General features: G+C 68.2%; 14 protein-coding genes, 2 tRNA genes and 4 pseudogenes. 9 read left to right on the top strand and 11 right to left on the bottom strand.

The annotated features are described in order from the left end of the window. Window positions 1–251 precede the first annotated feature (251 nt). Entirely contained in the window at window positions 252–746 is a 495-nt protein-coding gene (locus tag OG811_RS16740; protein ID WP_406066977.1) for a hypothetical protein, read from the top strand. A 718-nt stretch (window positions 747–1,464) separates the two neighbouring features. Here OG811_RS16740 and OG811_RS16735 read toward each other — a convergent pair. From OG811_RS16735 to OG811_RS16725, 3 genes are read right to left on the bottom strand one after another with little or no spacing between them, the layout of a single operon-like run. Further along, on the bottom strand, window positions 1,465–3,030 hold the full coding sequence (locus OG811_RS16735) for a hypothetical protein (RefSeq protein WP_406066976.1): 1,566 nt from the start codon (window positions 3,028–3,030) through the stop codon (window positions 1,465–1,467). Further along, window positions 3,027–3,671: a hypothetical protein gene (locus OG811_RS16730; protein WP_406066975.1), complete on the bottom strand. Its 645-nt coding sequence runs from the start codon at window positions 3,669–3,671 to the stop codon at window positions 3,027–3,029. Before OG811_RS16730 ends, OG811_RS16735 begins: the two co-directional genes overlap by 4 nt. After that, a complete protein-coding gene (locus OG811_RS16725) occupies window positions 3,668–4,234 on the bottom strand; it encodes an RNA polymerase sigma factor (RefSeq protein ID WP_406066974.1) in 567 nt (188 codons plus the stop codon). The genes OG811_RS16730 and OG811_RS16725 overlap by 4 nt, the downstream gene beginning before the upstream one ends. Before the next feature lie 563 nt (window positions 4,235–4,797). Between OG811_RS16725 and OG811_RS16720 the strand changes: the two are divergent. Beyond that, window positions 4,798–5,352, top strand: a pseudogene (locus tag OG811_RS16720) (XRE family transcriptional regulator); the annotation flags it as partial. Window positions 5,353–5,358: 6 nt separating this feature from the next. Here the strand turns inward: OG811_RS16720 and OG811_RS16715 are convergent. From OG811_RS16715 to OG811_RS16705, 3 genes and pseudogenes are all read right to left on the bottom strand, one after another. After that, window positions 5,359–6,039 carry a YdcF family protein gene (locus OG811_RS16715; RefSeq protein WP_406066973.1) on the bottom strand — a complete coding sequence of 227 codons (681 nt, stop codon included), beginning with the start codon at window positions 6,037–6,039 and terminating at the stop codon, window positions 5,359–5,361. Between the two features lie 126 nt (window positions 6,040–6,165). Then, on the bottom strand, window positions 6,166–6,570 hold the full coding sequence (locus tag OG811_RS16710) for a hypothetical protein (RefSeq protein ID WP_406066972.1): 405 nt from the start codon (window positions 6,568–6,570) through the stop codon (window positions 6,166–6,168). A gap of 1,616 nt (window positions 6,571–8,186) precedes the next feature. Then, window positions 8,187–9,677 (bottom strand): annotated as a pseudogene (locus OG811_RS16705) (RHS repeat-associated core domain-containing protein); the annotation flags it as partial. Between the two features lie 35 nt (window positions 9,678–9,712). On the opposite strand from OG811_RS16705, the gene OG811_RS16700 reads away from it, so the two are divergent. From OG811_RS16700 to OG811_RS16685, 4 genes and pseudogenes are all read left to right on the top strand, one after another. After that, window positions 9,713–11,005: an IS256 family transposase gene (locus OG811_RS16700; RefSeq protein ID WP_406066971.1), complete on the top strand. Its 1,293-nt coding sequence runs from the start codon at window positions 9,713–9,715 to the stop codon at window positions 11,003–11,005. Beyond that, window positions 11,002–12,051: pseudogene (locus OG811_RS16695) on the top strand (TRM11 family SAM-dependent methyltransferase); the annotation flags it as partial. The gene OG811_RS16700 and the pseudogene OG811_RS16695, both read left to right, overlap by 4 nt. Continuing rightward, a complete protein-coding gene (locus OG811_RS16690) occupies window positions 12,048–12,257 on the top strand; it encodes a helix-turn-helix transcriptional regulator (protein WP_406066970.1) in 210 nt (69 codons plus the stop codon). The pseudogene OG811_RS16695 and the gene OG811_RS16690, both read left to right, overlap by 4 nt. Window positions 12,258–12,260: 3 nt before the next feature. Then, window positions 12,261–13,479 (top strand): annotated as a pseudogene (locus tag OG811_RS16685) (tyrosine-type recombinase/integrase). A gap of 151 nt (window positions 13,480–13,630) precedes the next feature. Here the strand turns inward: OG811_RS16685 and OG811_RS16680 are convergent. Beyond that, window positions 13,631–13,706, bottom strand: a tRNA-Lys gene (locus OG811_RS16680). A gap of 187 nt (window positions 13,707–13,893) precedes the next feature. Here OG811_RS16680 and OG811_RS16675 point away from each other — a divergent pair. Then, window positions 13,894–15,159, top strand: coding sequence for an Ig-like domain-containing protein (locus OG811_RS16675; RefSeq protein ID WP_406066969.1), 1,266 nt, complete (start codon window positions 13,894–13,896; stop codon window positions 15,157–15,159). A gap of 251 nt (window positions 15,160–15,410) precedes the next feature. Beyond that, window positions 15,411–16,697, top strand: coding sequence for an Ig-like domain-containing protein (locus OG811_RS16670; protein WP_406075766.1), 1,287 nt, complete (start codon window positions 15,411–15,413; stop codon window positions 16,695–16,697). A 113-nt stretch (window positions 16,698–16,810) separates the two neighbouring features. Here the strand turns inward: OG811_RS16670 and OG811_RS16665 are convergent. Both OG811_RS16665 and orn read right to left on the bottom strand, forming a co-directional pair. Continuing rightward, window positions 16,811–16,883, bottom strand: a tRNA-His gene (locus tag OG811_RS16665). A gap of 112 nt (window positions 16,884–16,995) precedes the next feature. Beyond that, entirely contained in the window at window positions 16,996–17,586 is a 591-nt protein-coding gene (orn, locus tag OG811_RS16660) for an oligoribonuclease (RefSeq protein WP_406066968.1), read from the bottom strand. A 72-nt stretch (window positions 17,587–17,658) separates the two neighbouring features. On the opposite strand from orn, the gene OG811_RS16655 reads away from it, so the two are divergent. Further along, window positions 17,659–18,927 (top strand): glycosyltransferase family 87 protein, encoded by a 1,269-nt coding sequence (locus tag OG811_RS16655; protein WP_406066967.1) that lies wholly within the window; start codon window positions 17,659–17,661, stop codon window positions 18,925–18,927. A 32-nt stretch (window positions 18,928–18,959) separates the two neighbouring features. Here the strand turns inward: OG811_RS16655 and OG811_RS16650 are convergent, their stop codons facing one another. Together OG811_RS16650 and OG811_RS16645 are read right to left on the bottom strand one after the other, a co-directional pair. After that, window positions 18,960–20,012, bottom strand: a complete 1,053-nt coding sequence (locus tag OG811_RS16650) for a hypothetical protein (protein WP_406075764.1) — start codon at window positions 20,010–20,012, stop codon at window positions 18,960–18,962. Between the two features lie 146 nt (window positions 20,013–20,158). Then, entirely contained in the window at window positions 20,159–20,896 is a 738-nt protein-coding gene (locus OG811_RS16645; RefSeq protein ID WP_406066966.1) for a YcnI family protein, read from the bottom strand. Between the last annotated feature and the right edge of the window lie 4 nt (window positions 20,897–20,900).

The raw sequence follows: 20,900 nt of genomic DNA, 5'->3' as shown, positions 1-20,900 counted from the left end.
GGTGAACCGAATTTGAGCATTACTTGAGGCACAGCGCGACGCCGTAGCCGGTGTCGGGACGGCCCCTACACGCCCTCACCATCCGCCAACCCCGGCCAGCAGCGACGACAGCACCCGCCGGCCCGACCTGCACCGAGCACACCCAGCAGCGCGCAGTCGCCCAGGCCGCCATGCGCGATCCCCCTTGCGGGGGAGCCGGTTGATTCCTGCGCGGGAGGGTTTTGGGCCCGGGGCTGCGCTGGAATCAGCGCATGACCTCGATGAAGTCCTCGAAGGCCGTCTGGTTCGGAACTGCTGCGCTGGCTCCCTACATCCTGATGAAGACCTACTGGGCGTTCGGCGGGAACGCTGGCCGACCGGCAGGTGAACTCGCCGCCTTGATGCGCGCCAACGGCGCGCCCGAGGCGCTGGTGTGGATGGAGCAGCATGGGATCGACTTCACCGTGCTGGGCGCCCTCGGCGGAGTACTGCTGCTGACGGCACTTACCCGGCCCTGGGGCGAGCGGCTGTCACGCTGGGCGCTGCTCGTCCCGGGCTGGGCGGGTGCCGTGGCCCTCACCCCCTACGGCTTCGCCACCATGATCGCCTCGGCCGCCGGCTTCACAGTCGGCGACGCCGAAGGCTGGTCCCGTTGGGTCGGCTACGTGGGCGGACTCGCCTTCGCCGGTCTGGGCCTCTCACTCGCCCTCTGCACCCGCTCCTACCAGCGCCGCACCCGCCCCCCGGCCGTCCTCGCCCGCTCCTGAGCGCCTCCGCTCCGCCCGCTCACGAACGCGCGCGGCTCCCCCCGATCGGCCCGTAGTCAGCGGGCGGGCTGTTCGTGGCCTTCACGCCGAAGCTCGTCACCGGGGCCGTGCTGGCAACCGGAGGGCTCACGGCCGAGAGGTTCGAGGAGCTGCACCGCTGACGTACGAGCACGGCACACCGTGCGACGCGGCGTACCAACCAGCCGCCGGAGACGCGCTGCGGTCGGCGGAGGGCATCGTGCGACGTGCGCCAACGCCCGGCGGATCATTCCGGCGCACCGGGTGCCGTTCACGAACGCCCGAGAGGCCCGTGGTGCGGGCTACCGCGCCTGCAAGAGCTGCCGGCCCCTGACGGTCTGAGCACGACGTTCCGCCCCACCAGCAAAAGCGGCAGCGACGTGACGCGGGCCGGGGCGGCCGCGCGATGCTGCACGGCCGCCCCGGTCGTCGATCTACACGTACGCGGTCGGAAGGGTGTTGGGGTTTGTCGTCACCTGGGGATCATCAAGATTTTCCGGTCAGGCCCGTCAGGGATGATGCAGGTCCTTTCTGCTGGACGGTCAGGTAGGCGTCACCGATGATCTGGCTGACCGTGTTGCCGGCGGTGTCCGAGGCCTCGTATCGCAGTGAGACCGCGCCTGCGGCTGGTTGGCGGTAGGTTGCCCGCCAACGGTCTCCGGTCCAGTAGGTCGGGACCGGCTGCCACCGTTTGCCGCCGTCAACAGAGATCGCGATTGAAGCGCGGGTCACGGGTGAGCTGGTGTGGACGGAGATGGCGGCAGGCGCGCCTGCGGTCGCGCGGTTGAGTTCGTCGAGCCGCAGGTCGTAGCGGACGCTGGTGAGGGGTAGCGGCGCCGGTGCGCCGGTGGTGGCCGAGTGGAACGTCCACGTCGTTTCGGTCCTGGGGCTCAGCACCGACCACGGCACGGTGCGCTTCGCGATCGCGGTCAGCCGATAGGTGCCCGGTGACGGCGGCACTGTTGCAGTCGAACGCCTCGAGGGTGTCCGAACCACAGAGCCTTACCCCGTCGGCGGACAGGGCGACATCACCGATCACCCCGTCGTACGGGCCGCCGAAGTCGACGTGTCCCCGCTGCGAGTCGGCGTACATCGGCAGCCGGACGCTGACCGTGTCACCGTGACGAATCGCGGGCGGCTCGCCGACCTGATTTGGCGTGACCGGTGCGATCGGCGCGGTGTTCCAGGCGGCTCGGGTCGTGCCGGCCTTGCGGTACGTGCGTGCCGGGCCGGTCTGGTAGCCGGTCTGCTCGAACGTGCAGTCGCGGTCGGTCTGGCCGAACTCGGTGTACCAGGAGACGTCCGGGTTCGGCAGGTAGTACTCGATCCGCTCGGCGGGCAGCGCGAACCGTGTGCCGTAGGAGACCGTACTCGGCCGGCCCTGCAGGACCGCGCCGAGGTAGGTGCCGCCGCAGGCGTCGACGCCCTGCGCGGCGTACACGGTGCGCACGGCCGCCATCGCCGCCACCCGTACCCGGTAGCGCAGCACAGCGGGCACCCTCCCGGCCGTGCTGTGCACCGCGTTGTACACGTCCGGACGGTCGGGCCGGGTCCACGCCGTCTGCACGTACGTGCTCAGATCGGCCCGAGCTGCGGACGGGGTCACGAAGAACTGGCCCGGGTCAAAGCGTTCGCCGCCCATCTCGTGGCGTACCAGCCGGCCGGAACCGGTCCGCTGCAGGATGCTGACCATGGCGCTGACCTGCACGGCGCGCGGCTCGTCCAGCGTCACGGCCACTGGCACGGCGAGACGTGCGTCCAGCGCGACGACCATCGTCGCGGCCTGAGACGGCGTGCCCAGCACCACCTCAGGTATCAGCACGAGCGTGCGTGACGCCGGCGCCGTGACCGAGCCGGGCGTGACGACGTTGGCGCGCACGGCGTACCGGCCTGTCGGCAGGTCGACCGCGGTGCCCTCACCCAGTCGGCCCCAGGCGACCTGCGCACCGGTCTCCAGCTCGATGATCGAGTAGGAACTCCGCCCGTCCACCGCCGGCCGGCCCCGACGATCGGTGCCCTGCAGCGCGACGGGCCACGTCGTCGCGCCAGTTCGCCTCGGCACTGCGGGCAGCGCCCGGCTGTCGCGCGTGTCGAGCACGCGGATGCCGGCGAAGGGCCGGCCACCACCCGAGGTCGCGGCGGTCGACGTAGCAGCGGTCGGTTCCATCGCCACGGCAGGCGCCGGACCGACCAGCAGCTCACCGCCGCTCACGGCGAGCGCGGTCAGCACTGCCAACACCGCCCCCGTACGACGCCGGGCGGTCACCGGCCGCCCGCCGTCGTCGGTGCTGCGGCGGACGGCGTCATCGAGGAGGTGCCCGCCGGCGTGGCCCCGTCGGCCGGCCCTGGCGGCGGGACGTTGGTGCCCGTTGGCCCTGGCACGAGATTCGCTGGCGCGACGAACATGTCGATCGTCGCGCAGGCCTGCGCCGCGCCGCCGTACCCGTCGCCCGGGATGACGACGACGCCGCCACCGGTGCCGCCCTTGCGGTACACGCAGGGGAACAGCTTCTCGGGCGCCGTGCCGGTCGTGTCGATCCAGTACTGGCGGCAGGTGTCGGCGGGGTCGGTTCCCGCCGTCCAGTGCTGGAAGGCCAGGTCGGCCTCGGCGCTGCGCTCGTTTGCGCAGGCGACCGTGCCACCCGGCACGGTCCACGTCGGCGGCGGCTCAGGGGCGAGGGCCACGACTGCGGCCGCGGCCGTGCCGGCCAGGACCGCGACACCACCAGCGGCGAACAGCACCGGCCGAAGCCGCCATCGCCGCAGACGGCGACTGTGGTCGTTCGCTGACGTCGCGGAGGTACCGGTCAGCACGTCGGTGAGGACCCGCTGGCCCTCGGCGCCGCGCGCCCATCCGGTGTCCACCGCGGGCCGGCCTCGTCGCACCAGGTCGTCGATGTCCTTCATCGGGTTCCTCCAGGAGTGCTCACAGTGCGTGGGCCGGCGGTGGCCGGCGCGGGGGACGGGCCCTGCGAGGCCCCGATCTCGTCGAACACGGCACGGAAGCGGCGACGGGCCCGATGCAGCCGGACCGCGTACGTCGGACGCGAGACGCCCAGCACCTTCGCGGCCTCGGCCGGACTCAGGTCGAACCAACCAACGGTCACCAGCACCTCACGATCCGCGTCGCCGAGCCGGTCCAGCGCCTGCCGGACCCGATCGCGCAGGGCCACCTTCTCGGAAGGGCCCTCGACCGTCCTCAGCTCACGCAGGTTGCTCAATCGGTCCGTCAGTGCGACACGAGCCGCGTTCTGCCGTCGGCGCGCCAGAACCACGGTCCGAGCGACGCCGAACAGCCATGCCCGCTCTTGGCCGGGGCGCACCCGGTCCAACGAACGCCAGGCCACCAGAAACACCTCGCCCACCACGTCATCGGCGTCGGCGTCGCCGACCCGCCACCGCGCGTAGGCATGCACATCATCGGCATGGCGGTGGAACAGGTCGGTCAACCTCGCTGTGGGATCTCGCACGGCACCTCCACGAATCGGTCCGGTCACCGGTACCTGTCGGAGGAGGCGGCGGACATTACAGGTTCACCGCCACGATCTTGATCCTTTTGGCGAACGTCGACTCAGCGGCACTCCCAGCGGCGGCAGCCGCCGGTCAGGCGCGCAGGACGGGGTGATCGATGCACCCATCGTCGGCGTCACCGTCTACCCGGACCGGGCCCGGGTCACCGCTGGCCTTTTGATGATCGGTAGACGGCGAGGTCTCCGGTAGAGGGTCCATCGACGAGACAGCGGGCCGGCTGTCCACCACAGACCCAGCCGAAGAACTACGGACCTCCGCCCTCGCGACCGGCGCCCGGTCCACGCACCCGAGCGCCGCATTCACCGAACTCGCCCAAGCGATCTGACCGCAGACCGACCCCGGTTCAACACGTCCGCCGATCCGATAACGCAACAGCGCCGGTTGCACCCTTCACGCCACGCCGGGGCATCCGGGTGCAGGGCGAGCGGGAAGATCGGCGTGCTGAACGCGACGAGTGACACACCGGCCAGCGGCCGGTCCGGCGACCGAGGGCGGGTGGTGCCGCGGCCTCGCCGCCACGGCGGCACAGTTCCTGGAACCACGACTCGCCAAACCCACCGCGCAACTGCTGTCGGTCTACGGCAGCCTGCACCTCGTCTGCGCGCTGGCCGCCGCCCGAGACGACGACCGCGCCTCGGCCGACACCCACATCGCCGAGGCCGATGCCGCCGCACAGCGACTCGGTGCCGATGGCAACCACGTGTGGACCGCGTTCGGGCCGACCAACGCGTCGATCCACAAGACGACCGTGGCGATGGAACTCGGCGACGGGCAACGCGCCATCGCCATCGGCGCCACACTCGACACCAACACTGTGCCCGTCGAGCGGCAGGTTCGGCACGCCATCGAAACCGCCCGAGCCCTTGCCCGGTGGAACCGTATCGACGACGCGATCGCGGCGCTCCTGCAGGCCGAGGCCATCGGCCCTGACCAGGTGCGCTACCACCAGCTCTCCCGTGACCTCGTCCGGGACATCCTCATCCGCCCCCGGCCACCTCGACTGGCCGTCGAACTCAGTGACCGGATGGGAGTCCGGTCGGGAGGGCCGCGCTGGTAGCTCGGCTCAGATCAGCCGGCTCGTGTAGCCGGCAACCACCAAGCGCTCGAAGGCCGCTCGCACCTCGTCCGGCATCTCTTGCGGTATCGCGAACCCGCGCTCCGCGTACACCTCGATCCGCTGCGTGTCGCCGACCAGCATGTCCACCACCCGCCGCGAGTCGCCGATGCTGCGCACGTAGTCGTCCAGTTCGAGTGGGTTCGACGCGCACACCACATCGACTTCCGGCCACATCAGCCCGCACGTGGCGTAGGCCCTACGCTGCTGGTACGGCCGCGACATGATCAGCACCGACTGCACCGCGATCTGCCGTTCGGTCAGGAGCCTGCGCGAGTACTCCAGGTTCTGGGCGGTGTTCGTCGCGCGCGGTTCCACGAGAATCGCTTCCGCAGGTACGCCCTGCTCGATGGCGTACTCGCGGTAGTGCACCGCTTCTCCACGCGGGAACCGTTCGACGGTCGTCGGGGCGTTCGCGCCGGTGAACACGATCCTGGGGAACAGGCCATCGTGAAACAAGCGCGTCGCGATGACAGCCACGCCGAGGTCATGGCTGCCCAACCCGACCCCCACATCGCACGGGCGCAACTCGTGGCGCATGTCGTGATAGCGCCACAGCGTCTCGACATCCGCCCGGATCGCGTCAGGGATCGCCTCGGCAGGTGCCGCCGCACGCCGGTTCATCAGCACCTACCAGTCCGGTCCGCGCTGGGTTCCCTCATGCCGCCAGCGTAGGGGCAGCAGGACAGCACGACGCCGCTGGCCTCGTCAGGACCAGGTGGTTTGGCGGCGGCCGGGGCGTGTGACGTGGTGCGGTCATGAACCGACCTCGACGAGGCGACGCTTGCCATTCTCGCCCGGCACCAGCCATACCTGTTCGTCCAGCCAGTGCCGATACAACAACTGCCGCGTGGTCATGGCGACAGCGTTCCGCAGCGGCTCACGGAGCAGGTCGGCCCGCAGTAGTTCCTCCCGCTCGGCGTCCTGCGCGATCAGCAGAACCGCCCCGACCGGCACCAGCCGGTCCGCACGCCGGTAGCCGGTCAACAGTCCGCCCAGCCCAGATGCCGGCCGCTCGTGCTCGGCGACAACGTCGCCGATCGTGCCACGGTTGACGTGTACCAGGAACCGCAGGCACCGCCCGTCCTGCAGCCAGACGCCGTAGCCGTCGGCCCGCAACTGCGCGAGGTCGTGCTGGCGCGACCACGCCGAGGTCTCCATCGTCGCCAGCCAACGGAACAACGACGTGTCCCGGCAACGTCAGCCCGGTTCAACGGCTCCCGAGCACCCACCGAGCGACCACCCACCACCGGCGTACGCGAAAAAGGCCCCGGCCCGGTGTGAACCACCAAGTCAGGGCCTTGATCGTTGGTGCGCCGCCAGGGACTCGAACCCCGAACCCGCGGTTACCGTACGTTACGCTCCCGAGTTCGTCGTTGATCGTCAAAACCCGTCGCTGAACTGCTTAGACCCGATCGCCGACTTGTCAATCCTTGCCACTGACAGTCACCGTTTGGCAGGGGTATTCGGGGGGTTAACGGGGGCACCGTTGACCGTTGCTAGACGCACAGTGGTGAACCCCTTGACGAAACCCATAGGGACACCCCTCCGCGCCCGGCGGCGCTTTGTCTTAAGGCTGCGGTAGGCGCACCTTTAGCAGCTCGACTGACGAAGAAAGGTTTCCCGCTCTCCGCTGTCGGGATCGTCGAGATACCGCCAGAGGCTCACTTCCCCCCGCCAACTCCGCTGGGTATTCAGCTCCAAGGTGGCACCTCTCATCTTGAACTTGACCTTTCCCCGTTCGGTCGAGCTTTGCTGCGACCTCAGGTTGCCGCTCCCCGAGATGATCTCCGTACTGCCATCCGCGCCTGGCCCGAATGTTGCATTCGTTATTGAAAATCCGCCATCGGGCTCGATCTCGACAACGCCACCCCGCTGCGACTCGAAGACGCCACACAGGGCATCTTCACGCACAGGAGGCCAGACGGCGCGACCGCACGTGCCACAACAAGAGAGGATTAGGATTAACCCACCGATTAAGAAGAACCATCGCTTCTTGGTCACTTAATTAATCAGCGCTCCCATCAACAACTTCCGCCTCCCGTGACAGCATTCCTGCAGATGGAGGGGGGCGGCGTGCCGGTTCGGGGGAAGACAGCTGGGATTTGCCCGCGAAGAACTACGGTCTGCGTCTGCGTCGGCAGCTTGTCATCCAACCGCTTTCGGGCAGGCCTCACCAAGTCATCATACCCATCGATATAGCCAAAGCCAGGAACCCGCGTCATAGACGCCGCGCTTGTACGGTTAGTGATTACGAGCTCAACGTCGGCTGCACCATTCGCCTTAACGTTGGTAGCCTTCCACATGATGTGGTATGAGCCCATCATCGCAACTTCCAAGTTGCCGTCAGTGTAGCCGTACTTCAGGAATTCGAGTATGACGAGAAGCTCTTTGATTGCAGTCGGAAGGCTAGACGCATCTCCCAAGCTCTTCTGGATCTCACCGCTTCTCTCGTTGGAATAGACCTCTTGGGCGATCAGACCCCAACTGTTCTGAAGGAAGGCATCCTTCCGCAACTGCTCTGCGAAAAAGTCGCCGTCGGTGAACCTGTAGTCTCCTGCTTTGCCAGCGAAGAAGGCATCCAGCAGCGTTACGGCACCAATCTTCTTCTTGTGACCCTTCTTAGTTGATGACTTCCCGTTGCTGTCACCCCAATCGATGTTCGCCTGTGTACCGCAGCCGCTGGGACATCCGCCTGCTCCACGATTTTTGTCGCCCGGCGCTATCGGTCGTGAATCATAGCCTCTGCAGTCGAACTCCAAACAGTCTGCAGGTATTAGGCCGGTCGGGTCGCTGGAGGTTGCGGGTGTGTTGTTGGCGTACGAGTAGGCGTTCCACTGCTGCGGGTCGGCGAGGTCCATGAGCGGGTCGACTGAGATGAACCGGCCCAGTGCCCGGTCGTACTGGCGGGCGCCGATGTTGATCAGGCCAGTGGGGTCGTTGTCTCCGCCGACGAAGCCCTTGCTGTTGGGCCAGGTGGGGTTCGATCCGCGTGGTGCGCCGTAGGGGGTCTGCCGGCGGATGTCAACTTTTTGGGTGCCGGCGTTGATGGCGACTTGTTGGGTGCCCTGGTGGTCGTTGTAGAGCCAGGTCAAGTCGGTGATCGCTGAGCTTGCGGTGCGGCTGGCAATGGTCGTGCCAGCCAAGTCGTAGTAGCGGGTGCCGGTTTTGACGCCGCCTTGGAGGCGGATCTCCTGGCCGGGTAGGTACAGGGTGGTGCCGGTGGTGTCGCGGCGGATGAGCCGGACGCCGTCGGTGTCGTAGATGTTGGTCTCGATGGTATTCCCGGCGAAGCTGACGGTGGCGAGCTTGCCCTCGGCATCCCAGCCGAGGGTTTGACTGTTGGTGGCGGTAAGGCAGTTGTTGCTGAGGAAGTGGGCGGCGGGCCGGCAGGCAGTATTGCCTGACTTGTCGTATTCGTACTTGTGGTTCAGGATCGCCTGACTAGGGGTTACAGTCTTGACGTTGGTGACGGCGTGGGGTCGTACGACTCCCGGGCCACCTTCGGGAACGGCATAACTGCGGGTGGTTTTCCCGCTGCTGTCGTTGCTGGTTTCGGTGCGCCGGCTGCCGGTGTCGTTGACGGTCCAGTCCTGCCAGTACGGTGCCGGCCCGCCGAGGTTGGCGAGGGCGGGATCCGTGTCGCAGGAAACCCCGGCCTTCGGGGTCCAGGCGGTCGTCAAGCGGCCTAGGGCGTCGTCGCGGAAGCATTGAGCGTCCGCCTGACCGACCTGCGGGGTCTCAGTGATCGACTTGATGTTGCCGGCGTCCTGGTATGTGTACTGGCGGTCTGAGACGGTGCCGGCGACAGTCGACCGCTCGATGATGGTTCGATTGACGCGGCGGGTCGCCTCGTCCCGATAGACGGTCTCTTGCGTGTAGCTGCTGTTCCCGGGGACCTTGTAGATCGAGCCTTTGCGCTCGCCGTAGGCGGTGTAGGTGGCGGTCGCCACGGTGCCCACGAAGCCGGTGAGGCTGGTGTCCAGGCGGACCGGCATGCCGGTCGTGGCGTCGTAGTCCGTGGTCAACTGTTCGTTGACGAGGCCGCCGCCGGCCGGGTACGCGATCGTCGTCGGGGCGCCGGTGAACTGGGAGTAGCCGTAGCCGTAGACGTAGGTCTGGTCGAGGCCGGCCTCGACCGGCGGGATCACGTAGTTGACGCCGGTCGGTTGGTAGCGCTCGTTGAAGTTGCGGACTTGCCACTTGTAGGCGCTCGCCGTGCCGGCTGAGTCGGGGAGTGTGGATCTAACGGTGTTTCCGGCCTGACCTGCCAGGCGTTGTGCCTGGTGAGGAGGGTGCCGTGATGACCGCGACACTGAACGACCAGACCGGACGTAGGAAGCGGCCCGAGCCGTCGGCGGAGGCGAAGGCCGCCGCCGAGTTGGTCCGGGCCGCGAAGGAACAGGGCCTGTCGTTGACCGGCCCGGACGGGCTGCTGAAGCAGTTGACCAAGACGGTCCTGGAGACCGCGCTCAACGAGGAGATGACCGAGCACCTCGGCTACGAAAAACACGACCAGGGCGCCGCCGGCGCTGGGTCGGGCAATGTCCGCAACGGCACCCGGTCGAAGACGGTGCTGACCGACACGACCGGACCAGTGCAGCTCGACGTGCCACGAGACCGGGCCGGCACGTTCGAGCCGCAGATCGTCCGTAAGCGTCAACGGCGCCTGTCAGGGGTCGACGAGGTCGTGTTGTCGCTGTATGCCAAAGGCCTGACGACCGGGGAGATCAGCGCTCACTTCGCCGAGATCTACGGGGCTTCGGTGTCGAAGGAGACGATCTCCCGGATCACCGACAAGGTCATCGAGGAGATGACCGACTGGTCCCACCGGCCCCTGAATGAGATCTACGCCGCCGTGTTCATCGACGCCATCGTGGTCAAGGTCAGGGATGGGCAGGTCGCGAACCGGCCCTTCTACGCCGCGATCGGGGTCACTCTCGACGGGGAGAAGGACGTCCTCGGGTTGTGGGCCGGCTCGGGTGGTGAGGGCGCGAAGTTCTGGATGAGCGTGCTGACCGACCTGCGTAACCGGGGCGTGAAGGACGTGTTCTTCCTCGTCTGCGACGGCCTCAAAGGCCTGCCGGAGGTCGTCACGAACGTGTGGCCCCGCACGATCGTGCAGACCTGCATCATCCATCTGATCCGCAACACGTTCCGGCTCACCTCCCGCAAGTACTGGGACGAGCTCAAACACGACATCAAGCCGATCTACACCGCCGTCAACGCCACCGCTGCCAGGGCGGCGTTCGATGACCTGGCCGAGAAGTGGGGCGGCCGGTATCCGGCGGTGATCCGTTTGTGGGACAACGCCTGGGCCGAGTTCATCCCGTTCCTCGACTACGACGTCGAGATCCGACGGGTGATCTGCTCGACCAACGCGATCGAGTCGCTGAACGCCCGCTACCGGCGGGCCGTGAAAGCCCGCGGCCACTTCCCCAACGAACAGGCAGCGTTGAAGTGTCTGTACCTGGTGACCCGATCGTTGGACCCCACCGGAGCAGGCAGAACCCGATGGACGATGCGCTGGAAACCCGCCCTGAACGCCTTCGCCATCACCTTCAGCGACCGCTTCCCAGCCGCTGAAACCTACTAACCAAGATCGCCGGAAACACCGTTAGCGAGACAGCCCCCGACCTGGTGGTCGACCCGATGGCCGGGATCGGCACCACCCTCGTGGAAGCCATGCACATCGGCCGACATGGCATCGGCGTCGAGTACGAGCACCGGTGGGCGCAGCACGCCGCCGACAACATCCGCCTCGCCACCAGCCAGGGCGCCACCGGCACCGGGGAGATCTACACCGGCGACGCCCGCCGGCTGCCCGCGCTGCTCCCGAGCGAGGTCCACGGCCGGGTCTCGCTGGTCATCACCTCACCGCCGTACGGGTCATCCACCCACGGCCATGTACGAACCCCCGGCCCCCGCCGGGGCAAGGTTCGCAAGATCCACCACCGGTACGGGGCCGACGCCGGGAATCTCGCCTACACCGAACACGCCGAACTGGCCGAAGGATTCACCCAGATTCTCACCGGCTGCGCCGCCGTACTCCAGCCCGGCGGATACGTCGCGGTCACTGCCCGCCCCTACCGGCGACGCGGGCAACTCATCGACATCCCCGGCATGGTCGCCGCCGCTGGATTCGCCTCCGGACTGACCCTGGTTGAGGAACTCATCGCGCTCATCGCCGGAGTCCGAAACGGCGTACTGGTGCCGCGGACCTCGTTCTTCCAAATGAAGAACGTCCGCGACGCCATCAACACCGGCGACCCGCAATGGCTCATCCAGCACGAAGACCTGCTGCTGTTCCAGCTCGGCGGGTCACACGACAACCCGCACGACTCCGCACAGAGCGGGTCCGCCCTCGCCGCACCGCACGCCGGCCACGGGCTTGATACCTCAACCCCCACCATCGTGGATCGACGGGCACACCCGGCGCGCCCCGCCAACCCCGGCGGCAGCGCCACCGACCACCGGCCCCACCCGGGCCGGGACGCTGAAAGGACACCCGACCCGTGCCCGCCCCACCCACACGTCATTCCCGGGTCCGAACGGCCCAACACCACTGCCCACCAGCGACCCGTCGACCCCGACCCACCACGCCCGCAGACCGGCCCATCCGCCACGGCAGACCAGCCATGAGCGCCTCGACCACCGCCGAGTGGCGGCCCGACCCCCTCCTAACCATCGATGACGTGGCGGCCTGGCTGGGCAAGCCGAAGAACACCCTCTACGCCTGGCACAGCCGAGGCAAGGGGCCTCGCGCCATCCGGGTCGGCAACACCCTGCGCTACCGGCGCAGCGAGATCGAACGCTGGCTCGACGACCACACCGACCCGGAGCGCTGAGCCATGGCCCGACCTCCTCTACCCATCGGCACCGTGGGCACGATCCGTACCGAGAAGCTCGGCCCCAACCGGTACTGCGCCCGAGCCCGATACCGCGACCACGACGGCAAAACCCGCGACGTCGAGGCCACCGACACCACCGCCCCCGCCGCCATACGGGCGCTCAAAATCAAAGTTCGCGACCGTATCGCCCCTAACGACGACGAAATCACCAGGGAGACGCACGTCAGCACGCTCGCCGCTCTGTGGCTGGAGGAGATAGCCGCAGAGGAACGGGTATCGCTGCAAAGCATCAGCAGGTACGAGATCAGCGTGCGCGTCTCGATCGTGCCGGCTTTGGGTGAACTACGGATCCGAGAGGCCAGCGCAGGCCGCCTCGACAAGTTCCTGCGCAGAATCGCCGAGGACCGTCCCTCAGCCGCCAAGAGCGCCAAGGTCGTCCTCGGCCAGATGTTCGCCCTCGCCGTCCGTCGGGGTGCGCTCACGACAAACCCCATCCGCGACACCGGCCAATTACGAAAGCCTCGCAAGAGGGTCGTCGCGCTTGATCGGGAGCAACTGGACGACGTTCGTTCGGCGATCCGGAGGTGGCAGCAGCCCACCCCGGGCAAGTCGGGGCCACGGCCTACGAGCGACCTGGCCGACATCGTTGACCTCATGCTCGCCACCGGCGCCCGCATCGGCGAGATCCTGGCAGTGCGGTGGGAAGACGCCGACCTCGCCGCCGAACATCCCATCCTCACTATCTGCGGCACCATCATCTACATCAAGGGCAAAGGCTTCTTCCGGCAGGAATGGACAAAGAGCGATGCCGGTTACCGGTCAGTCGTCCTGCCACGATTCGCCGTCGGGATGCTCTTGGAGCGCAAGCTCACAGCCGCCGCCGACCCCAACGACGCGATCTTCCCCTCCCGACGTGGCACCTGGCTGTCTCCGCCCAACGTCCGCCGTCAGTGGCGCGCAGCCCGCGCTGAGACCGGCCTTGAATGGGTCACTCCCCACACGTTCCGTAAGACCGGTTGCCACCTTGATCGACAAGGAGGCCAACACCGACAGCGCCGCCGCACAGCTCGGCCACGGAAGTAAGGAGACCACCAAGAAGCACTACATCGTCAAGCCAGCCCTTGCCCCCGACAGCTCTGCCATCCTCGAACAGCTCGGGGGCAGGCCGGAGCCAGGCGATTCCGAAGCCTGCAACCCTGGCCCGACCCCGACCGGATAGCCGGGGGCGGGCGGCGGCCGGTACGCCTACCACCCGGCCTGCCGAACCTGATCGCCCCGGCCGTTACTGAGGGGTTTTCGGGGGAGGGTTCGAAACTACATAGATAACCATAAAGGCCCTGGCCAGCTTCTTGCTGGTCAGGGCCTTTAATTGGTGCGCCGCCAGGGACTCGAACCCCGAACCCGCGGATTAAGAGTCCGCTGCTCTGCCAGTTGAGCTAGCGGCGCTCGTTCGGCAACGGGGAGAAGATTAGCACCCCTGGAAGCTGGGCTCCAATCCGGTTACCCGACTCCCCCCTTCGGTCGAGCTTTGCGGGCAAAAGCCACAAACCGACCCGCGCGCTCGCGACGGGGGCGTGGGTTGCGGCGGTGATGCGGCACGATGTCCGCCAGGTACGCGAGAACAGAGGTGGGGATGACACGGTTCACGCGAGCCGGGGCGGTGGTGGGCGCTCTGACTCTGGTGGCGTCGCTGGCACTGACCGGGTGCGGTGACGAGAAGAAGCAGCCGGAATTCGTTGGCGGGGCGTCGTCGCCAGGCGTGAGCGCCGAACCCGGCTCACCCGCGCCCTCGACGCCGAGCCCGCCAAGCGGGCCGGCGCTCATGCTGAGCCCGGCCGACGGCACGAAGAGCAGGCCGGTGAGCACGGAGATCAGCGCGAAGCTGCCGGACGGCGGGAAGGTGTCCGCGGTCACCCTGACCGCCGACGGCGGGGGCGCGGTGGAGGGCAAGCTGCGCACCGACGGTTCCGCCTGGGTGCCGTCCGCTCCGCTGAAGTACGGCACCCGCTACACCGCCACGCTGACGGCGAACGCAGCCGACGGCACCAGCAGCCAGGGCACCAGCAGCTTCACCACGATGGCCAAGCCGAAGTCGACAATTGGGTCGGGCCTGTACCTCTTCGACGACAAGAGCTACGGGGTGGCCATGCCGGTGGTCACCGAGTTCCACCCGGGCATCCCGAAGAAGGACCGGGCGGCGGTGCAGAAGCGGATGTTCGTCCGCACCGACCCGCCGCAGCCGGGGGCGTGGCACTGGGTCGACAACGGCACGCAGGCCTACTACCGGGCGCCGGAGTACTGGCAGCCGGGCACGACCATCACCGTGCGGATCGCCCTGGCGGGGGTGCCGCTGAGCAACGGCAGGTATGGCGACGTCGACCGCAAGGCCACCGCCAAGATCGGCCGCTCGTTCGAGATGAAGGTCGACAACGCCAACAAGAAGATGACGGTGTACGAGAACGGCGCGCTGGTGCGCACCATCCCGGTGAGCCTGGGCAAGAAGAGCACGCCGTCGTCCAGCGGCACGATGGTCGTGATGGAGAAGAAGGAAGCCACGGTCTTCGACACCCGCGACGACCCGGACCCGGCCAACCGTTACGTCACCGACATCAAGTTTGCCCAGCGGCTCACCTGGGGTGGCGAGTACATCCACGCCGCACCCTGGTCAGAGGGTGTGCAGGGGCGGCAGAACGTCTCGCACGGCTGCGTGAACGTGTCCTCGGCGAACGCTCGGTGGCTGTTCGAGAAGACGCGGATTGGTGACCCGATCACGGTGAAGGGCACCGAGCGCAAGCTCGCCGCCGGCAACGGCTGGACGGCGTGGAGCCTGAGCTGGTCGAACTTCATCAAGGGCAGCGCGCTGCCGGTGCCCAGTGGCGGAGCCGGCCCGGCGCTCTGAGCCTGTCGGCATCCTCGCGCCGGCCCTGCCGATGGCCGGGCCGGCGCGTACCCTTGCATTCCCGCGATGCGACGACACCGCAGCGAGCCCCTTAGTCCCACAGCGGAGACGAGTCAGACTCACGAAATGCCGGATAGTAGCAAAAATACGGCATCATGGTCGACGTGTTTCGGTTCACCCTCGGCAACCGGGCCCGGCTCTGGCGCGTCAGTAAGAGACGATGGGGCAGCGACCACGACTGTGAGGGAATCATGCGAGCTAGCCAGGACCAGCTGATCAGGCCCGGTGGGCGACGCCGCGTGTTCGCGGCGGGGCTCCTCGCCGTGGCGCTGGCCTTCACCTCTGCCTGCACCGACGGCGACGGCGGTAAACCGTCCTCGTGGCACGGCGGCGGCGAGAGCCCGGCACCGAAGGCGGCGGCGACCATCAGCGAGCCGGCGGCCGACGCCAAGGACGTGCCAGCGTCCACCGGCATCACCTTCACCACAAAGGACGCCGTGAAGACCGCCGTCGAGCTCAAGGACGCGGCCGGCAAGGCGGTCGAGGGCACCCTCGCCGCAGATGGCAAGACGTGGCTGCCGGCCGGCGCGCTGGCGTACGGCACGAGCTACACGGCGACCGTGACCGCCACCGGCGACGACGACCGTCCGGCCACCGCGACAAGCACCTTCACCACCATGGCCAAGCCCGGCAATCAGGTACGGGTGAGCAGCTTCCTCGGTGACAACCAGGTGATCGGGGTCGGGATGCCACTGATCGTGAAGTTCAGCCGGGGCATCCCGCAGGACTACCGCGACGACGTGCAGCGCCGGATGACGGTGACCTCGACACCGGCGCAGGAGGGCATCTGGCACTGGGTCAGCCCCACCGAGATCCGGTACCGGCCGAAGGAGTTCTGGAAGGCCGACAGCAAGGTCTCCTACCGGGTGCAGGCCGGCGGCCTGCCGATGGGTGAAGGCTGGTACGGCCGCGCCGACCTCTCGGTGGATGTCAAGATCGGCCCGTCGGTGATCATGACGGTGGACAACAAGACCAAGCGGATGACGGTGACCCGCAACGGCGCTGTGATCAAGACCATTCCGGTCAGCCTCGGCAAGAAGAGCACCCCGTCGTCCAGCGGCACCATGGTCGTGATCGAGAAGCTGCGCAAGACGGTCTTCGACACGTTCGAGGAGTTGGGCCCGGAGGAGGGCTACCGCACCAAGATTGACTTCGCGCAGCGCCTCACCTGGGGCGGGGAGTTCATCCACGCGGCGCCCTGGTCCGAGGGCCAGCAGGGCAGCGTGAACGTTTCGCACGGCTGCGTGAACGTGTCGATGGCCAACGGCGAGTGGCTATTCAAGAACACCCAGGTCGGCGACCCGATCACGGTCAAGGGCACCGAGCGCAAGCTGCAGAACGGCAACGGCTGGACCGACTGGAACATGAGCTGGGACGAGTACGTCAAGGGCAGCGCCCTCCCGTACGAACCCCCCGCCGACCCGGACACCACCCCGACCCCGGACGGCACGACCCCGGCACCCACACCCACCGCCTGAGCCACACGACGAAAGCCCCCTCCTCGGAGGGGGCTTTCGCGTAGGCCAAAACCTCGCCCCTGGAACGACTCAGGCCCCCTCCGAAGAGGGGGCCTGAGCAGCGAAACCAGCTGGGTGACTGATGGGAATTGAACCCACGACAACCGGGACCACAACCCGGTGCTCTGCCAACTGAGCTACAGCCACCATGCCTCCGTCGCCCGGTCGATCGCCCCGGGCGGGGTGCGGACCAATAATAGCCACACCGCAGCGCACCACGTCTAGCGGGTTCCCTGCTCCCGGGTGACAGCCACCCGGGTCAGAGTTCGGCGGCGATGCCTTTGGCGGTCTCGACGTCCGGGCCGGGCAGCGGAACGAAGACCGTGCGCCGGTAGTACTCCAACTCCCGGATGCTCTCCCGGATGTCGGCCAGCGCCCGGTGCGCGAGGCCCTTCTGCGGCTGACCGAAGTACACGCGGGGGTACCAGCGACGGCAGAGTTCCTTGATCGACGAAACATCGATCATCCGGTAGTGCAGGTGCGCGTCGAGGCGGGGCATGTCCCGGGCGATGAAGCCCCGGTCGGTGGCGATCGAGTTACCGCACAGCGGAGCCGAACGCGGATCCTTGACGAAGGTACGGACGTACTCCAGGACCAGGTCTTCCGCCTCGGCGAGGGTGACCGCCGAACGACGGACCTCTTCGGTGAGGCCGGACTTGGCGTGCATGGTCTGCACGATCTCCGGCATCCCCTCCAGTGCCGCCTCATCGGCGTGGATCACCACGTCGACACCGTCACCCAGCACGTTGAGGTCAGGATCGGTGACCAGTGCCGCAACCTCGATCAGTTTGTCCCTGCCAAGGTCCAACCCGGTCATTTCACAGTCGATCCAGACAAGGAGATCAGCCACCGGGACAGCCTACGCGCAGCCCACGCCCGGCGGCTGCGCGCTCTCGGCGGACCAGACCGCTAGGGTTTCGGAGTGCCAGCCGATCCCGTAGCACCGCCCGCCGTCACCGACGACGACCCCGGCGGCCGTACGGTCCGTCGCCTGGTCGCGGTGGTGGCCCTCCTCGCCGTGCTACCAGCGCTCTACCTGCCGGGTCTGAACCACAAATTCCTCGACCTCAAGATCTATATGTCGGCGGTTGACTGGTGGCGCGCCGGCCACCCGCTCTACGACTACGTCCAAGCTGATCGGGTGCAGGGCGAGTTGTATTTCACCTACCCGCCCTTCAGCGCGCTGCTGCTGTGGCCCTTCGGGCTGCTGCGGCTCGGCGCCACCGTGACGATCTTCACGGTGCTCACCGTGCTGGCCGTGGTGCTGACCACCCGGTGGCTGGTGACCCCGCTCATCGCCCGGCACAATCTGCCGCGGGCATTCACCCTGACCGTCGCCGTGCTGCTGGTGCTGGCGGTGGAGAGCACCCGCGAGACGATCACCTTCGGGCAGATCAACATGCTGCTGGTCGTGCTGATCCTGGCCGACCTGCTGTTCGCCGTGCCGCAGGCGCGGCGCTGGGCCGGGGTGGGCGTGGGGCTGGCGACGGCGCTCAAGCTCTTCCCCGGCATCTTCATCGTGTACCTGCTGGCCACCCGGCGGTGGCGGGCTGCGGCGGTGGCGAGCGCGACGGCCGCGGCGGCCACTCTGCTCGCGGCGGCGATCGCACCCGCGGACTCGTGGCGGTTCTGGACCCAGGAACTGTGGGACAACAACCGGGTGGGACGCACCGACTACGTCGGCAACCAGTCGCTGTTCGGCTTGCTCAGCCGGTTCACGGCGCCAGAGAAGCCGGATCGGCCGCTCTGGCTGCTGGTGGTCGCCGTGGTCGCCGTCTACGGGCTGTGGCGGGCCACCCGCGCGGCTCGGGCCGGTGATCCGTTGACGGGTCTGACGTTGACCGGACTGGTCGGTTCCCTGGCCAGCCCGATCACCTGGACTCACCACATCTACTGGTTCGTGCCGGCGGTGGTGCTGCTCACCGACGCGGCGTTGAGCGCCGACCGTCCGGACGAGGTACGCCGGCGTCGGTGGTTGGCCGGGCTCGCGCTGGGCACGGCCGCCCTGATCATCTACGGCGTGGTGACGTTCCAGGACTGGGGCACGGAACCGGTCCGCACCCATGACCCGGTGGACTTCGTTGTGCAAAACGCCTACGTACTGCTCAGTCTGTTGTTGCTGGCGACCCTACCGGTGCGCTCGGGCCACCCCGAGGAAAAATCGCACCAAATGGACAGATCTCCCCAGTAGCCCTCATAGGCGCTAATCTGACCTCATCTACCTCAAGCGTCGCTCGGGTAGCACCGCTCCCCCGGTGAGGGTGGCCCTCCGCGTCGGCAGCGCGGAGGGCCGCTCGCCGTTTCGTTCATCGCCACCGGCCGAGCGGTGGCCGCCGCGCCGGCCGGCGGCCACGCGAGACTCAGTGTCACCTCCGACGGGCGGGACAACCGGGCCGGCTCGTCCAGGTCGGCAAGGGTGGCGGGCCGGGCCGGTTCGGCGCCGATCGCCGGCCGGGAGCGTTCCCCCGCACCCGAGCCGACCGGGGTGAGCTGTCGTACGGCCGGTAACGGCGGGGTCGGACCGGGTTGCGGGAAGCCCAGGCCACTCAGCGAGGTGACCCCGAGCCGGCCGGCGAGCACCGGCACCTGATCCGGCTCGACCACGAAGACCACCTCACGCGGACGCGGCGGTCGCAGCAGGAGCAGCGCGCACACCACCAGCAGCACGCCGACGGTCAGCAGACCCCAGGTGGCTGGGCCGGCCCACCCTGCCCGCAACTCGGCGCGCAGGTCCAGCGCCAGGTCAGAGCCGCCGTCGGGGCGCATCACCACCAGGCTCATGGGCTCGTCGGCCAGGTCGTCCGCGCTCCACTCCAGCGAGCCGATCCCCTCGCGTACCCAGAAGGGCTGACCCAGCGGCGTGACTGCCGAGGCGCCCGGCGGGTCGGCGGCCGGACCGGTCGGGTCCAGCCGGACCGGCAGCGGGCCCCGGGCCAGCGCCACCCGGCGGACCGCGGCGTGCGGCACCGGCTCCAGCCAGCGGCGCACGTCGGCGGTGGGCCCCAGCCCCACGAAGCCCGGGCCGTCCGAGGTGCGGGCGTCCAGTCGCAGCCGGGTGTGCGCGGTACGCGCGAAGGGCGCCTCCTGCCGTAGTAACCGGTCGAGGTCGGTGACCACGACCGCGTGACCGGGCGTGCGGATCGTCTCGAAGCGGGCGGCGAAGGCCCCGTCGGGGTCGGCGTGTCGGGTCACCAGCCAGAACGCGCCACCGGCGAACAACACCGGAATCCCTACGACCAACAGCAGCACTCCGACGATCGCCCGCACGAAACGCATTCGCACCGTCCCCCTCCGTAGCCAGATACCCGGCCGACCTTACCGACGTACGCCATCTGATCAGGGCATATCCACAGCACGGCCGGTCCGACTCCGAAAAGCAGCTGGCCCGCCGGATGGTCCGGCGGGCCAGCGGGGGCGACGGGTCAGGACTTGGCGACCGGCTCCCGACGGGTCCGGGCGAACGCCAGCCCGCCCAGCACCAGGCCGGCAAGACCGGCGACGAGACCGGCCACACCGAGGCCGACCGCGAGACCGTTGCCCTCGTCGTCGTTCGTCGCCCCGGCCGCGGCGCTCGGCGCGGCGGAGGCGGAGGCGGAGGCGGAGGGTGCCGCCGCGGCGGCCAGGGTGAGCACCGGAGCCGGCTTCTCCGGCTCCGCACCGCCCGGCACCGGCTCGTCGATCCAGCGCGAGATGTTGCCGTCCGAGTAGGTCTGCAGGGTCTTGAAGATCATCGAGTCGACCTTCGGCAGCGGCCCCATCGAGACGGGGAACTCCTGGAACTGACCCGGCTTGATCCCCGCGTCGCCGGTGGCCGTCCAGGTGATCTTGGAAACCGCCTCGGTGAGCGGGCTGCCGTGCACCTCGATTGGCGGGTCCACCTTGCGCTTCTCGGTGGTAACCGTCCAGCCGGGCACCGGCATGGTCGACACCGAGCCGACCGGGGCGTTCTCCGGCAACACCACCTCCAGCTTGGTGGTCGAGGCGGTGTCGCTCTCGTTGGGCACCCGGAACGCCACCCGGGCGTAGCCGCCCTGGGTCGCCTCCTTCGGGTTCACCGTGACGTGAGCGGACGCCGGCCCGGCGAAGCCGAGCACAACAGTGGCGGTGGCGGTGAACGCCAGGGCGGCAGCGGCGGTTGCGGTACGCCGGAATCGGATCATGGGT

Source organism: Micromonospora sp. NBC_01638 (assembly GCF_045209745.1).
GTDB lineage: Bacteria > Actinomycetota > Actinomycetes > Mycobacteriales > Micromonosporaceae > Micromonospora.
Note: the sequence above shows the minus strand (reverse complement) of the source record. Positions and strands in the feature narration are given on the sequence as shown.

Coding starts and splice junctions, on each gene's coding strand:
- OG811_RS16740 (WP_406066977.1), top strand. CDS start 252: ATGACCTCGATGAAGTCCTCGAAGGCCGTCTGGTTCGGAACTGCTGCG.
- OG811_RS16670 (WP_406075766.1), top strand. CDS start 15,411: ATGCGAGCTAGCCAGGACCAGCTGATCAGGCCCGGTGGGCGACGCCGC.
- OG811_RS16675 (WP_406066969.1), top strand. CDS start 13,894: ATGACACGGTTCACGCGAGCCGGGGCGGTGGTGGGCGCTCTGACTCTG.
- OG811_RS16690 (WP_406066970.1), top strand. CDS start 12,048: ATGAGCGCCTCGACCACCGCCGAGTGGCGGCCCGACCCCCTCCTAACC.
- OG811_RS16700 (WP_406066971.1), top strand. CDS start 9,713: ATGACCGCGACACTGAACGACCAGACCGGACGTAGGAAGCGGCCCGAG.
- OG811_RS16650 (WP_406075764.1), bottom strand. CDS start 20,012: ATGCGTTTCGTGCGGGCGATCGTCGGAGTGCTGCTGTTGGTCGTAGGG.
- OG811_RS16710 (WP_406066972.1), bottom strand. CDS start 6,570: ATGGAGACCTCGGCGTGGTCGCGCCAGCACGACCTCGCGCAGTTGCGG.
- OG811_RS16645 (WP_406066966.1), bottom strand. CDS start 20,896: ATGATCCGATTCCGGCGTACCGCAACCGCCGCTGCCGCCCTGGCGTTC.
- OG811_RS16730 (WP_406066975.1), bottom strand. CDS start 3,671: ATGAAGGACATCGACGACCTGGTGCGACGAGGCCGGCCCGCGGTGGAC.